Source organism: Acinetobacter sp. YH12235 (assembly GCF_013417705.1).
Lineage (GTDB): Bacteria > Pseudomonadota > Gammaproteobacteria > Pseudomonadales > Moraxellaceae > Acinetobacter.
In genome coordinates this window covers 79028-93445 of the sequence record NZ_VPDL01000007.1, presented here as the reverse complement: position 1 = coordinate 93445, position 14418 = coordinate 79028, and the positions used below count along the sequence as shown (strand labels likewise).

Annotated in this window: 13 protein-coding genes; 7 read left to right on the top strand and 6 right to left on the bottom strand. The window is 42.8% G+C overall.

Features of this window, described 5'->3' with window-relative positions:
• Positions 1–33: 33 nt before the first annotated feature.
• From FTV13_RS05615 to FTV13_RS05605, 3 genes are read right to left on the bottom strand one after another with little or no spacing between them, the layout of a single operon-like run.
• Complete coding sequence (locus FTV13_RS05615; RefSeq protein ID WP_179992335.1) at positions 34–654, bottom strand: OB-fold-containig protein; 621 nt, start codon at positions 652–654, stop codon at positions 34–36.
• A 20-nt stretch (positions 655–674) separates the two neighbouring features.
• A complete protein-coding gene (locus tag FTV13_RS05610; RefSeq protein WP_373684488.1) occupies positions 675–983 on the bottom strand; it encodes a Rieske (2Fe-2S) protein in 309 nt (102 codons plus the stop codon).
• Positions 984–997: 14 nt separating this feature from the next.
• The gene (locus tag FTV13_RS05605; RefSeq protein WP_166136667.1) at positions 998–2002 is read right to left on the bottom strand and encodes an adenosine kinase; all 1005 of its coding nucleotides are present in this window, start codon (positions 2000–2002) and stop codon (positions 998–1000) included.
• A 261-nt stretch (positions 2003–2263) separates the two neighbouring features.
• Between FTV13_RS05605 and FTV13_RS05600 the strand changes: the two genes are divergently transcribed.
• The 3 genes from FTV13_RS05600 (at position 2264) to FTV13_RS05590 (ending at position 6965) form a co-directional block, all read left to right on the top strand.
• Positions 2264–2713, top strand: coding sequence for a GNAT family N-acetyltransferase (locus FTV13_RS05600; protein WP_034170350.1), 450 nt, complete (start codon positions 2264–2266; stop codon positions 2711–2713).
• 147 nt (positions 2714–2860) lie between these two features.
• Complete coding sequence (locus FTV13_RS05595) at positions 2861–5800, top strand: insulinase family protein (RefSeq protein WP_180011297.1); 2940 nt, start codon at positions 2861–2863, stop codon at positions 5798–5800.
• Between the two features lie 22 nt (positions 5801–5822).
• Positions 5823–6965 (top strand): phospholipase A, encoded by a 1143-nt coding sequence (locus tag FTV13_RS05590; RefSeq protein WP_179992337.1) that lies wholly within the window; start codon positions 5823–5825, stop codon positions 6963–6965.
• Between the two features lie 64 nt (positions 6966–7029).
• Here the strand turns inward: FTV13_RS05590 and FTV13_RS05585 are convergent, their stop codons facing one another.
• The 3 genes from FTV13_RS05585 to ilvA form a co-directional block, all read right to left on the bottom strand.
• Entirely contained in the window at positions 7030–8370 is a 1341-nt protein-coding gene (locus FTV13_RS05585) for a TrkH family potassium uptake protein (protein ID WP_159122737.1), read from the bottom strand.
• Positions 8367–9023: a TrkA family potassium uptake protein gene (locus FTV13_RS05580; protein WP_104426160.1), complete on the bottom strand. Its 657-nt coding sequence runs from the start codon at positions 9021–9023 to the stop codon at positions 8367–8369. Before FTV13_RS05580 ends, FTV13_RS05585 begins: the two co-directional genes overlap by 4 nt.
• 162 nt (positions 9024–9185) lie before the next feature.
• On the bottom strand, positions 9186–10724 hold the full coding sequence (gene ilvA, locus FTV13_RS05575) for a threonine ammonia-lyase, biosynthetic (RefSeq protein WP_179992338.1): 1539 nt from the start codon (positions 10722–10724) through the stop codon (positions 9186–9188).
• 104 nt (positions 10725–10828) lie between these two features.
• On the opposite strand from ilvA, the gene rpiA reads away from it, so the two are divergent.
• The 4 genes from rpiA to FTV13_RS05555 all read left to right on the top strand — a co-directional run bounded on the left by rpiA (position 10829) and on the right by FTV13_RS05555 (position 14402).
• Positions 10829–11500 (top strand): ribose-5-phosphate isomerase RpiA, encoded by a 672-nt coding sequence (gene rpiA, locus FTV13_RS05570; RefSeq protein ID WP_159122734.1) that lies wholly within the window; start codon positions 10829–10831, stop codon positions 11498–11500.
• A gap of 144 nt (positions 11501–11644) precedes the next feature.
• Entirely contained in the window at positions 11645–12325 is a 681-nt protein-coding gene (locus FTV13_RS05565) for a M48 family metallopeptidase (RefSeq protein WP_179992339.1), read from the top strand.
• Between the two features lie 198 nt (positions 12326–12523).
• On the top strand, positions 12524–13579 hold the full coding sequence (argC, locus tag FTV13_RS05560; RefSeq protein ID WP_179992352.1) for an N-acetyl-gamma-glutamyl-phosphate reductase: 1056 nt from the start codon (positions 12524–12526) through the stop codon (positions 13577–13579).
• Positions 13580–13655: 76 nt separating this feature from the next.
• The gene (locus FTV13_RS05555) at positions 13656–14402 is read left to right on the top strand and encodes a DUF6776 family protein (protein ID WP_179992340.1); all 747 of its coding nucleotides are present in this window, start codon (positions 13656–13658) and stop codon (positions 14400–14402) included.
• The last annotated feature ends 16 nt before the right edge of the window (positions 14403–14418 follow it).

Sequence of the window (14418 nt, the reverse complement as noted above, 5' to 3'; positions counted from 1 at the left end):
GACTTTTAGCCGGGATTTTTTCTATTGAATTCTTTAAGCTTCTTCCAGATTCAAGCTAAAGAGTCGGTTGGATTTACAGATCTTCTTGGCCACATAATGCGATTTTCTAAGACGGATTAAAATAATCTGAGACTGAAATTCCAGTTCGCCAAATTCAGGTTCAACCTGAACATAGTGTAACTGACCATACTCATCCCGAACTCGTGCTTGGGCAGAAAAGCCAGGACGGGCATTACCGCTTGAAATTGTAGCTAAACGGCCTAATAGGTTTACATCATTCTTTTTATATTTAGGTGGAATAACCTGATCCAGACAATGAATCATAAATACGGTAAAGAAAATCGCAATGATCAATGCCGGTAGAATGATGTAATAGGCAGGTAAGAAATGATATTCCTGTGAATAGATCAGAAACTGAAGAAAATAGCCGGAAAAGCTAAAATTCATCAGGAAGAAAAAAACAATCAGGGTTTTGGAAAATTTGACATTTAGCCATTCAACATTCTGAAAGTCATATGGAGAAATGCGTTCCAGGAGTTGACTGGGTTTAAGCTTAAAATAGAAGGCAACTGTTTTTGCCACGCCAAGCAGAATGATGAACAATAAACTGAGATGAAATGGCATCAGGTTATAGTTAAGTAAAAACTCAGGCATGGCAAAATCCGTTTTAGCTATTATTCTGAAAGATAAATTCCGCCATCAGAATGCACGGTAATATCAACTTTTTCAAGTGATTGGCCTTGACAAGGTCCAGAAATACATTCACCGCTTTCGACTACGAACAGCGCGCCATGAGTAGAGCATTCAATAAATTCCTGATCACGGTCCAGAAACTGGTTTTCCAGAAATTCCAGTTCTACCTGTAAATGTGGACAAATATTCTGGTAAGCATAAAACGAACCATCACGCTGGGTAATAAAAATTGTATCCCCATTCGGAAGTTCAAAAGAGCGTGCTTCACGCTCTGGAATATCGTCAGTCATGCAAATTTTAAACATTAAGCACATTCCTTAAGAACATCTTTTAATAATGCTGTGTATTCTGAAACCGCCAGTCGTGGCCCAAATTGCGCTACCACTTGACTAGACACCAAAATTGCCAGTTCTGCTGCTGTTTTTAAGCCAAGACCCGCATTAAGTGCATATAAAAAAGCACCCGCGAAAGCATCGCCAGCCCCATTGGCATCCACTGCAGTTACAGCACGGCCCGGCACAGTAAAGGTTTCACCATTATTGGAAATAAGCGCACCATCAGCTGACATTGTAATGACAACGTATTGACTTAATTCCTTGAGTTTAGCCAGAGCTGCTTCGATGGTATCTGTTTCGGTATACATCAATGCTTCTTGCTGGTTGCAGAACAAGAGATCAACGCCATCTGCAATCATTTCATCCAGACCGGCACGGGCATATTGCACCATCGCAGGATCAGAAAGGGTAAATGCGATTTTAACCCTATTGGCTTTGGCAATTTCACGCGCCTGTTTTACGGCCTGACGTGCTGTTTCGGAAGTGGATAGATAACCTTCGATATAGAGCCATTTAGCAGTTGTTAAAGGCTGGAAGTCAATCTGTTCATCTGTGAGTTCAGCAGTAATACCTAAATAGGTATGCATGGTACGTTCAGAATCTGGGCTGACCAGAACCATACAGGTACCTGTTACGCCTTCACTAATCGATTGGGTTGTAGTTTTAATGCCAGCTTCATTTAAGCCATGCAGATAGATATGACCCAAATCATCATTACCGACACGGCAGGCATAGAATGCAGAGCCGCCCAAAGCTGCAAATGCAACTGTAGTATTGGCTGCTGAACCGCCTGAAGCCTGACCTTTATAAGTTTGAGTTGCTTTTAAGTTTTGATACAGAGTAGCCTGAGCTTCACCATCCGCAAGTTGCATGGTGCCTTTTTGCAAGTGATGTGCAGTTAAAAACTCATCAGAAACTTTAAATTCCTGGTCAATCAGCGCATTGCCAATCGCAAAAAGGTCAACAGTAGACATATCCAAATATCACATTAAAAATGAAAGTGCTAAGTTTACACGATTGCTCGGGTTTGCTGTAGTTCACTGAAACATTTTCAGAATACTTTAAAAAATACTGTAACTTATTCAGCTTGAATCTTTGGTCTAAGAATTGATTTATTTTTAAACGGTAGCGAGTGCAGCCATTGATTTAAAGGTTGGATTTTATTTATAAGATTAGAGTACCAAGCAGTTATACTGGTGCGACATTTGAACAATCATCTAAAACAGTGTGGGTATATGGATATTAAGATTGTAACAGCCGAGCAGCTCCCTGATCAGATTGACACTTTAGCGACACTGGCGCGTAAAGAAGGTTATGACCTGATTGATAAGTTAATTGAAGAATACCGCACTGGAAAAAACTGTTTCAGTCAAAATAATGAATTTCTGGCCTGTGCCTATGATGGCAATAAACTGATTGCCTGTGGCGGCTTAAACCAGCAATGGGGCGATAACGGCATTGAAGAAAGAATTGGCCGGGTACGTCGCTTCTATGTGCATCCAAAATATCGTCAACATGGTGTAGGTAAGCAGCTTCTAGCTTATCTGGAGCAGTTGGCACGACCATTTTATTCAGCACTTTGTTTACAGACCGATACCAAACTGGCCGCCAGTTTCTATCAAAAACAGAACTATGTCTTTGTTGAAAACCACCCGAGTTATAACTATTTCAAGTATATGATCTAGAGATCATTGCCAAACCTGATCATTTAAAAATCAGATGATCAGGTTTACTTAATTCGATCAAAATCCTCGGTTTTCTGCGTGAATAATTCAAACAACTACAGCTATAATGCGAATAATAATTTTTTAATTTAAGCATTAGGAGATCGCATGACTGTAGATGTCACTGAAACCATTTCTCAAACTGTACATCCTGCGTTTCAGTTGGTACGTCAACAACATGTTGAAGCTTTAGACATTTTAGTGTCTGAATATAAGCATAAAGTGACTGGCGCCACCCATTATCATCTGGCGACCAATCACGATGAAAATGTTTTTCTGGTTGCGTTTCGCACCCAGCCAATGGATTCAAAAGGTGAAGCGCACATTCTGGAACATACCGCACTGTGCGGCTCAGAAAAATTCCCGGTACGTGATCCGTTCTTCTTGATGATTCGCCGTTCGCTTAATACTTTTATGAATGCCTTTACAGCGGCAGACTGGACGGCTTATCCATTCGCAACTCAAAATGATAAAGACTTCCAGAACTTATTAGAAGTGTATATGGATGCGGCTTTCGCTGCGAACCTGAATCCGTTGGATTTTGCTCAGGAAGGCATCCGTATTGAACTGGAAAATGGCGAACCGGTATATAAAGGTGTGGTATTTAATGAAATGAAAGGGGCAATGAGCTCACCTTCAGATCAGCTTTATCATACTTTGGCGCATCACTTATTCCCGGACACCACTTATCACTACAACTCAGGCGGCGATCCTAAAGATATTCCAGACCTGACTTATGAAGAGCTGGTGAACTTCTATAAAACGCATTATCACCCAAGTAATGCTGTATTTATGACCTTTGGTAATAAATCTGCTGCTGAGTTACAGGAACAGTTTGAAAATCTGGCGCTGTCTAAATTTGAAAAAGGTGAAACACTTTATTCAATACCAGAAACCCGTTTAACTGCGCCACTCAATGTGACAGAAACCTATGCAGTTGATGGGGAAGATCTGAAGGACAAGACTTATCACGTATTGTCATGGTTATTGCCAGAAGCGAGTGATATCAAGTTACGTTTAGGCTTGCGTCTCGTAGAAGGGATTTTGCTGGAAGATTCAGCATCTCCCTTACGTCATTACTTGGAAACCTGTGGTTATGCACAGTCAACTGGCCCATTCATGGGCGTAGATGATTCCAACTTTGAAATGACCTTCTACTGCGCGGTTCAAGGTTCAAACCCTGAACATGCTGAAGAATTCAAAAACGGAGTTTTCAAAGTTCTGGAAGAAGTTGCCTCTAAACCTGTTGATCAACAGGCAGTAGATGCGATCCTACATCAGATCGAATTGCATCAGCGTGAAATCAATGGTGATGGTACACCGTATGGTCTAAGCCTGATTTTAAGCGGCTTAAGCAGTGCAATTCACCATCGTGATCCAGTTGAAGTCTGGGATGTGGACTCTGCAATTGCTTCAGTAAAAGAAGAGTTGCAAGATCCAATGTGGCTGTCGAATCTGATTAAAGATCATCTTTTAGATAACCCGCACCGTGTTCAACTGACTTTAGTTCCAGATGCAACTAAATCTGCCAAAGAAGCGGAAGAAGAAAAAGCACGTCTGGCTGAAATTGGTAAAGCTTTAACTGAAGAGCAAAAAGCAGAGATCAATGCTCAAACTGAAGCGTTAAATATCCGCCAAGATACTCCAGATGATTTGAATCTGTTACCTAAGGTGGGTCTGGAAGATGTGCCTGCGGAATTGCAGATTGTTCAAGGCCAGTTGCGTGAGATTATCTGTAACTGCGTAGATACGCCGTTGAATCTTTATCATGCAGGTACCAATGGGATTTATTACCAACAGGTGTTGGTGAAAATTCCAGATGAAGTGGTGCAATCACCGTATTTCAACCTGTTGTCTATTTTAATGGGTGAAGTTGGTGCGGGTGAATATGATTACCTGCAATTCCAGCAACTGCAAACAGCAGTCAGTGGTGGTCTGGGCATGGGCGCTTCATTGCGTTCTAAAGTGGATGACAAAAACAAGATCAGTGCGTGGCTAACTTTAACGACTAAATCTTTGGCTAGCCATCTGGATGCGATCCGTCTGTTAAAAATCGGTTTCGAGCAGCTACGCTTTGATGAAAAAGGCCGTATTATTGAGTTATTACAACAGCGTAAAACTCGCTGGCAGTCGCGTATTTCCGGTTCTGGTCATAGCTATGCGATGCAAGTAGCATCACGTCAGCATAGTGCTCTAGCCTTGCGTGATTATCATAATACCGGTCTGGGTGCCTTGAACTGGCTGATTAACTTGGTCAATCACGCTGAAAAAGATCCAGCAGCTTATGACGCCATGATTGAGGAATTAAAACGCATTCATGCAGTCTTGCTACAAGCGCCAAAACAATTCCTGTTGGTGTGTGAAGAACAGCAGTCTGAGCGTCTGATTGAAGAAATTCAAAACGTGTGGGACAAACTGGAAGTGAATACTGCACCTGCAGAATTGACTCAGGTTGAAAAAGTTAATCATAGCAATGATGAAGCCTGGTTGATTCAGACTAATGTGCAGTTCTGTGCAGCAGCTTATCCTGCGGTAGAAGTTTCACATCCTGATGCTGCTGCCTTGATGGTATTGGCAGGCTACTTGCGTAATGGTTATCTGCATAGCGCAATCCGTGAAAAAGGCGGTGCTTATGGTGGTGGCGCAAGCTATGACGGAAATGCATGTTCTTTCCGCTTCTATAGTTATCGCGATCCACGCTTAGCAGAGACTTTCCAGGACTTTGATGCAAGTATCCAATGGTTGCTTAACGCACCTCAACAACCGCATCAGCTGGAAGAAGCCATCTTGGGTTTAATTGCCAGTATGGACAAACCGGGGTCACCAGCAGGTGAAGCGATTACAGCCTGTTATGCCTACCTGCATCAACGTACGCCAGCATTCCATAAACAGCTTCGAGAACGTTTGTTGCATGTCACTTTAGATGATTTGGAACGTGTCGCACAGACTTATCTGGTTGAACAGCAAGCTTCAAAAGCGGTGGTTGCGCCATTTGCCAAACGAGAAACTTTAGAACAACTCGGCTTTACAATTCAGCAAGTTCAATAAATAAAAACAATGAGGATAGAGGATGGCGCTTAATTCTATTAAGCGCTCAACTTTGCAGCTAGGCGTTTTGCTTGGCTGTGCAGTTGGGACGCAAGTTAATGCGGAAGATAAAACTGTAGCGAGTAGTCCGATGCCGGCAACGGCTGAGGCTTGCTCTGCGGTTGAAACCAATTCAGAACGCTTGGCCTGTTATGATGCGGTATTTAAAATACCGGCCGATAGTAAGCCTGATATTGTTTCTGAACGGCGTGCAGCCATAGAAATTGCGCCCGAACCCGACAACCTCAAAGCGAAAATTGAACAGACCGTTTCCAATATCTATGCTTCTGAAGGATCAAAGCTGACTCCGGCTTTATCCTTGCTGGATAGCCGTTGGGAATTGTCGCCAGAAAGTAAACTGGGTACCTGGAATATCCGTTCCTATCAGCCGATTTATCTGATGCCAGGATTCTGGACTTCCAAGAAAAACGAGTTTCCGCAAAGCGAAAACCCAAATAACACGGTTAAAGAAGACCAGAATTTGACCTCGATTGAAGGGAAATTCCAGTTATCTTTAAAAACCAAGGCGGTTGAAAATATTCTGGGTGATAACGGTGATCTCTGGCTGGGCTATACCCAGTCTTCACGTTGGCAGGTGTATAACTCGGAAGAGTCCCGACCATTTCGTGAAACCAATTATGAGCCCGAAGCCAGCCTGATCTTCCGTACCAATTATGATCTGTTTGGTTTGAACTGGCGTATGCTGGGATTGACGCTTAATCACCAGTCTAATGGCCGTTCCGATCCATTATCTCGTAGCTGGAACCGGGTAATGCTGAATCTCGGTTTTGAAAAAGACAACTTCGCCATGATGCTGCGCCCTTGGTATCGTATTGAAGAAGACCGGGCTGATGACAATAATCCCGAGATTAAAAACTATATCGGGCGTGGGGATTTAACTGCATTTTATCGTCATAATGCCCACGATTTTTCCCTGATGTTGCGTCATACGCTAAAAGGTGGAGATGATAACCGTGGTGCAGTCCAGTTTGACTGGTCATTTCCGATCAGTGGGCGTCTACGCGGTCAATTCCAGCTCTTTGATGGTTATGGTGAAAGTCTGATTGATTATAATCACCGTGCGACCTATGTGGGCTTGGGTGTATCCTTAATGAATTGGTACTAATCTGTTTCATGTAAAAAACCACGCTTAGGCGTGGTTTTTTTGCTTATACCTATTCATTTAAATCTTAACCAATCTGAATTTCTGAAGGCGGATGTTTAAGACGGCTTTTCTTCGGTGTTGCAATTAAATAGGCAAGGGTCAAAGGTCCTAGACGACCCGCATACATCATCAGCATCAGAATGATTAAACTCGCTGGCTGCAATTCTCCAGTGACACCACGTGTTAATCCAACTGTACAGGCGGCAGAAACCGCCTCAAACAGCAAATCTAAAAAATCATGATCGGGTTCTAGAATGAGTAAACTCATAAAACCGGTCATGACCAGACCTGCAGTAATACACACAACCGCTAAGGCTTTAAAAGTAGTTTTCTCAGAAATAGAATGATTGAACAAGCGGATTTCATCTTCACGGCGTAGAAAACTGATTACGCTGATCACCACAATAATAAAGGTACCAACTTTAATTCCGCCCGCCGTACTTAAGGAACCGCCACCAATAAACATTAAAAAAATGGTGACTAGACTTGAGGCATCGCTCATCTGGTCCATGGGCAGACTATAAAAACCCGAAGAGCGGGGAACAGTGGCATGGAACCAGGCATTGAGTGCCTGATCACCTACACTCATCAGCGCTAAAGTCTGTGGATTAGAGGCTTCTAATAGCCAGAGTACAATAAAAGCACTCAGGTTAAGGCCCATAATCGTCGTTAGAATCAGCTTGCTATTCGGGCTAAGCTTGCGCCAGCTTTTATTCTGTTTTACATCCATCAGAACCAGAAAACCGATCCCGCCAATGATATACAGCATGCTGATCGTAAAGGTCACGAAATACTGGCCGGAAAAGCTCATCAAGCTATTGGGGAAAAGGGAAAATCCGCCATTATTAAACGCAGAAACACTATAAAAAGCCGCATAAAACAGTGCTTCACCAAAAGGATAATCTTCCAGCCACGCCATGGTTAAAATTAGGGTGCCAATGGCTTCGAAAAACAGGGAATATAGGAATACCGCTTTAATGGTAAAACTGACTTTCTTCAAACTGGTCTGGCCAATAGATTCCTGTGCCATCACTTGCTGTCTTAAACCAAGTTTAGGTGACAGACTCATAAAAGCGAGTATGGCAAAGGTCATAAAACCGAGGCCACCACATTGCAGCAGGAACATAATCACGACCTGCCCAAAGGGTGTATAAGCTTCACCAACATTGACCACAGATAGCCCGGTAATTGTCACTGCAGAAGTTGCTGTAAAAATCGCTTCTAACCAGCTGATTTCAGTTTGATGCGCAAAGGGCAGCATCAGTAATAAAGAACCAATAAAAATCAGTCCGAGAAAACCTAAGGCCAGCAGACTCGGTGGACTGAGATTGACAATCCTGTTCTGGTTTAAATTTGAGCTTTTCATATGGCCTTAAAATGCTTGGACAAACGGCGTAGAGGCTCTAGTAATCCTTCGACCACCAGAATGTCACCTTCCTTAAGTAGCAGCTCAAGATCCACGATATGTTGTATTTCAGTGCCGCGTTTATGTAAAAGAACTTTAATTTCGGGAACCTGACTCATTAACTGGTGTAAGGGAGTGTCATGATGATCGGCATGAATCTCGATCTTGACAATATAATGATCATCTTCAAGTGACATATAACGGCTAACCATCGGGTAGCTGAGTGATTGTGCCACACGAACGCCCATATCTTCTTCTGGGTGAATAATTTTTTCGACATTCAGATGAGTCAAAATCATATGGTGGGCTTTGGATTTGGCTTTGGCCCAAATTTTCTTTACACCCATATTTTTTAGATGCAGTACACACAGAATGCTGGCTTCAATATCTTCACCAATCGCGACTACGACTGCTTCACAGCGCTGGATATCCAGTTCATCCAGGACATGCTCATCGGTTGCATCGGCAATCACCGCATGGGTAAGCTGATCGGAAATATTTTCCACATATTTTTTATCGAGATCGATTCCAATCACATCATGTTTCAGGCTGATCAGTTGAGTCGCTACTGTTGCACCGAAGCTGCCCAGCCCAATGACTGCAAATAATGCCATGCATATTTCCCTAAATCTTTTTATTTCAAATTAGTTCATGTCTAAGTGCGTATCTTAAAGATTTTTATAGTTTTCAGCTATCTGGCCTTACATAAATACTTCATACATTTTTTTAGCTGGACATAAAAAAACCGCCTCGAAAGGCGGTTTATATCAAACTGATTATTTCAAGAAACGCTGATAACCCAGGTTGTTGGTGATTTCTTCATATGGATAAGTAATGCTTTCCAATGTCTCAATCAAACCATCTGGATTTTGCTGTGCATCTTCTGCTTCCAGGCCGACCAGTACGCGACCTTCTGCAGCGCCGTGGTTACGGTAATGGAACAGGGTGATGTTATGCGTTGGGCCAAGACGTTCCAGGAACATTAGCAGGGCACCTGGACGTTCCGGGAATTCCACGCGGAACAGGCGTTCATTTTCAATATCGGCATGACCGCCAATCAGGTAACGGATATGTAGTTTTGCGACTTCGTCATCAGACAGATCATCAACATCGTAGTCGAATTTCAGGTTTTCATAGATTTCCTGACGTTCTTTTTCACCATTTTTCAGGCTGATACCGACAAAGACCTGAGCTGCAGAAGCATCACTTGAACGGTAGTTAAACTCTGTGATATTACGGCCTTGTAGTGCACGGCAGAATTTCAGGAATGAACCTTTTTCTTCTGGAATAGTTACGGCAAAGATAGCTTCTTTGCGTTCGCCGAGTTCTGTACGTTCGGCAATATAGCGCAGACGGTCGAAGTTCATGTTCGCACCGCAAACAATCGATACGATGTTTTTGCCTTGAATGCCGTGTTCAGCGACATATTTTTTGATACCGGCCAATGCCATTGCACCTGACGGTTCTACGATGCTACGGCATTCATCATAAGTATCTTTAATTGCTGCACAGACTTCATCGGTATTGACCAGTACCACATCAGGTTCAACAATTGGGCCAGAATTATCTGATTTTTGCAGACGGATCACATCAAATGGTTTTTCACCAATTTGTGCCACCGCAGTACCATCGGCAAATAAACCGACAGATGGAAGAATCACACGTTCATTGGCTTCTAAGGCCGCTTTTAAGCACGCGGATTCATCATATTCCACAGGAATCACTTTGACATGCGGAGCCACATCTCCCAAGTACGCTGCAACACCGGCAATCAGGCCACCACCACCAACAGCAACGAAGACATATTCTACATCGCGCCATTGACGCAGGATTTCATTGGCAATCGTACCTTGACCTGCCATCACCAGTTCGTCGTCATAAGGCGGAATAAAGGTCATGCCATCTTCTTCGGCACGTTGAATGGCATATTTGTTGGCAACGTCAAATGAATCACCATGTAATACTACTTCACCCCCTAAACGTTTTACTGCTTGGACTTTAATGTCGGGCGTGGTCTTTGGCATCACAATAATCGCGCGAATACCCAGCTTTTTCCCTGACAGTGCCACGCCTTGTGCATGGTTGCCTGCTGAAGCTGTGATAACGCCACGTTCGAGTTGTGATTTCGGTAATTGACTAATACGGTTATAGGCACCGCGTAGTTTAAATGAAAAGACCGGTTGTAAATCTTCACGTTTAAAGCGAATGTTATTATTTAAGCGTTCGCTAATTCGTGGCGCTGCTTCGAGTGGGGTTTCGATTGCAACATCGTAGACCGTTGCTTGTAAAATTTGTCGAACCAAACGAGACAGCATGTTAATTTTCCATCTAACAGTTTAAAATAAGACTCTATTGTAACAAACCACACGGCTTTGCGGTTTAAAATTACTGCAAAAGTCCAAATTAGTTGAGTGATGTCATGAGTCTATATGCAACCCAAGATGAGAAAAAACAAGCTGCAGCCAAAGCGGCTTTAAAACACTTACCAAAAGGGGGCATTTTAGGCGTAGGTACAGGTAGTACCGTTAACTTTTTAATTGACCTTTTACCAGAACTGCAATTGGAAGCTGCTGTTGCAAGTTCTGAAGCGACTGCACAGCGTCTGAAAAAATTAGGCATTGAAGTGGTTGATATGAATAGCGTGGGCGGTTTAGATGCCTATGTCGATGGTGCTGATGAAATTGACCGTCATATGCACATGATCAAAGGTGGTGGTGCTGCGCTTACACGTGAAAAAATCGTGGCGTCGATTGCGAAAAAATTCGTATGTATCGTCGATGATTCGAAATGGGTAGAGCAGTTGGGTCGTGATTTCCCATTACCTGTTGAAGTGATTCCAATGGCACGTTCAGCAGTCGCACGTAAGTTGGTGGCATTAGGTGGTGATCCTGCTTACCGTGAAGGTGTAGTGACTGATAATGGAAATGTTATTTTGGATGTGCATAACCTGAATATTCTGAATGCGCTTGAGCTGGAAAAAACGATTAATGACATTCCAGGCGTCGTATGTAACGGTATTTTCGCGATCAATAAAGCGGATATTGCGATTGTTGCGACCAATAATGGTATTGAAGAGCGTACAGCGATTTAAGAAATCCTCCCTGACCCTCCTTTTTCAAAGGAGGGAAAAGTCTTTAATTTGATAAAGCTCCTCGAAACTTCTATAAGTTTGAACTTCCCCCTTTATTAAAGGGGGATCGAGGGGGATTAGTAAAATAACGATTAAATATAAAAAATGATCCTAAACGACCTGCCCGAAATTCAAATCACCCGAAATGTTCGCTCAACACGTCTCAGACTGCGTGTAGAGGGTGATCAAATCCGTTTAACCGCACCTGTATTTTGTAGCAAAAAACAGATTCAAAATTTTATTGACCAAGCGGAAAGCTGGCTACTCAAAACCTGGAAATTGCAGCAGGAAAAAAATCAAAGTATTGATAGATCTTTACCAGCAGAATTGCAGCTTTTTAATCAGACTTCACCCATTCAGATTGTTTATCAAAGTCAGAAGCAGAACTTCCTTTTTGATGCTGAAATATTACAGTTGTCGATTAGTGATCGAAATCCTGAAGGATATTTAAAAGCTTTTATTATTTCTTATGCCAAAGAGCAGCTGTCTGTTTATCTGAACAAAGTAAGTCAAGAAACAAGATTATCATTTAACATTTGTAATGTTCGCCAGCCGAAAACACGATGGGGCAGTTGTTCGGCCAAACATGACATTATGCTAAATAGCGGCATCATTTTATTTTCTGAAAAAATCGTGCGTTATTTATGTGTGCATGAACTGGCCCATACCCGGCATTTTGACCATAGTCCACGATTTTGGGCAGAGGTAGCAAAGCATGATCCAAATTATTTAATTCACCGTAAAATTCTGAAAAATACTGTCATGCCATATTGGTGGGCAGCTTAAGAATATCTTTAAAGGAACGAGGATAGTATTTATTTACTTCCAAATAGCCTAAGCAATAGGTATCATCCTCTCAAATTTTTTAAAAACACTCAAAATAAAAGGGTAAATAAAAAACCATCAATCCCTAGTGAAACAGTTTAGAAAACCTCAAGTTCCTGTCATACTACAGCCCATAAAGGAAACATCTAGTTTGAGGTAATCATCGTGATTTCAGTGGGTATTGTGGGTGGTACAGGTTATACAGGCGTTGAACTTTTACGTCTATTACTGCGACATCCGAATGTAGAGGTTAAAGCACTGACATCACGTACTGAAGCAGGCCGTCGTGTTGACGATATGTTCCCGAGTCTGCGTGGACATACGGATCTTCAGTTTTCTGATCTCAGCCTTGATCTATTAAAATCATGTGATGTGGTATTTTTCGCGACACCACATGGCGTTGCCATGAAACATGCTGAAGAACTTGTTGCTGCCAATACCAAGGTAATTGACCTTGCAGCGGATTTCCGTTTGCAAAATCTGGCACAGTTCGAAAAATGGTATGGCATGGAACATGCTTGCCCAGAAGTGTTAAGAGATTCTGTTTATGGTCTGTCTGAGCTTAACCGTGACCAGATCAAACAGGCGAGTGTAATTGGTAATCCGGGCTGTTATCCAACGACGGTTCAGCTTGGTTTGGCACCAGTTTTAAAGGCGGCAGAAGCTTTGGTAAAACCAGAAAGCATTATTATCGATGCAAAATCTGGGGTATCAGGTGCAGGCCGTAAAGCCAGCCTGGGCATGATCTATTCTGAAAATGCTGATAACTTTAAGGCTTATGGCGTTGCGGGCCACCGTCACCATCCTGAAATCGTAGAAGCATTAGAAAATATTTCAGGTCAAAAAGGCGTGTTTGACCATATCCTGTTTGTGCCGCATCTGGTGCCGATGATTCGTGGGATGTTATCAACGATTTATATCGATTTGACTGAAGCAGGTCAGGCAGCTGACTTGCAGTCACTGTACGAGCAGTTCTATGCCAATGAACAGTTTGTTGATGTAATGCCAGCAGGCAGTTCACCAGAAACCCGTTCGGTGCGTGGTGCTAACCAGTTGCGTATTGCACTATACAAACCACAACCAACCAAGCTGGTGATTCTGGTGGCTCAGGACAATCTAGTCAAAGGTGCAGCTGGTCAGGCAGTACAGAACATGAACCTGATGTTTGGCTTTGCAGAAAATGCAGGCTTGAATAATATTGGTTTATTACCATAAAAAACGTATTAGAACTTCACACACATTTAGATTTGGATTTAAATGTGTGTCTTGAACAAAGTATACAGAGATCAAAATGCCGAATAATGAGTCAAACATGACGATCCAGGAACCCTCTACAAAGAAACCATTGATGAAAGGCAATACACCTTTGGTAATCGGTGCTGCTGTGTTGATTCTGGGTAGTGGCTTGCTGGGCTATACGGTCGGGCATCGGCAAGGTTTGACTGCGGTAGGTTTTGAGGCGGATGCGGAACAACTGGTTGAAGTGGTACAAAAACAGAAAACTAGTCTGGAAACACTGAATAAATCTCTGAATACAGCGGTTCAGGAACGTGATTTGGCCGTTAGCAATGCCAATGATCTTTATCTGGCTGCAAATAAGGCGCGTGATGCCCAGGAGCAGGCTGAAAGCGTTGGTACGATCTACCGCGAGATCTTGCGTCAACGCGGTGGTTTAGCATTGACAGTTCAACATCTGGGGATTAAGGCATTGCCTGATAATGCCTTCGAATACCAGATTGATCTGGTTCAGGTCAGCCCAGGCAAAAATCGTGCTTCTGGTACAGTGGAACTGCGCTTGATTAAGGGTACTGAAATTCTGGTCGTGCCGCTTGAAGATAAAAACTTTAATTTTGACAATTACGAACGTTTGACTGGTCGCTGGACCATGCCTAAAGGTTTTAAACCAGAATTTATTGAAGTGCGCCTCTCAGGGACTAAGCCTGTGATTCGCCGTTTTAGCTGGGATCAGGGGAAAGCTGTTGAAAGCCAGTCAACAGTCCTGTCAGAGATTCCAAAAACTGAAGCAAATGCAAATTAAGTGTGAAATAGAAATC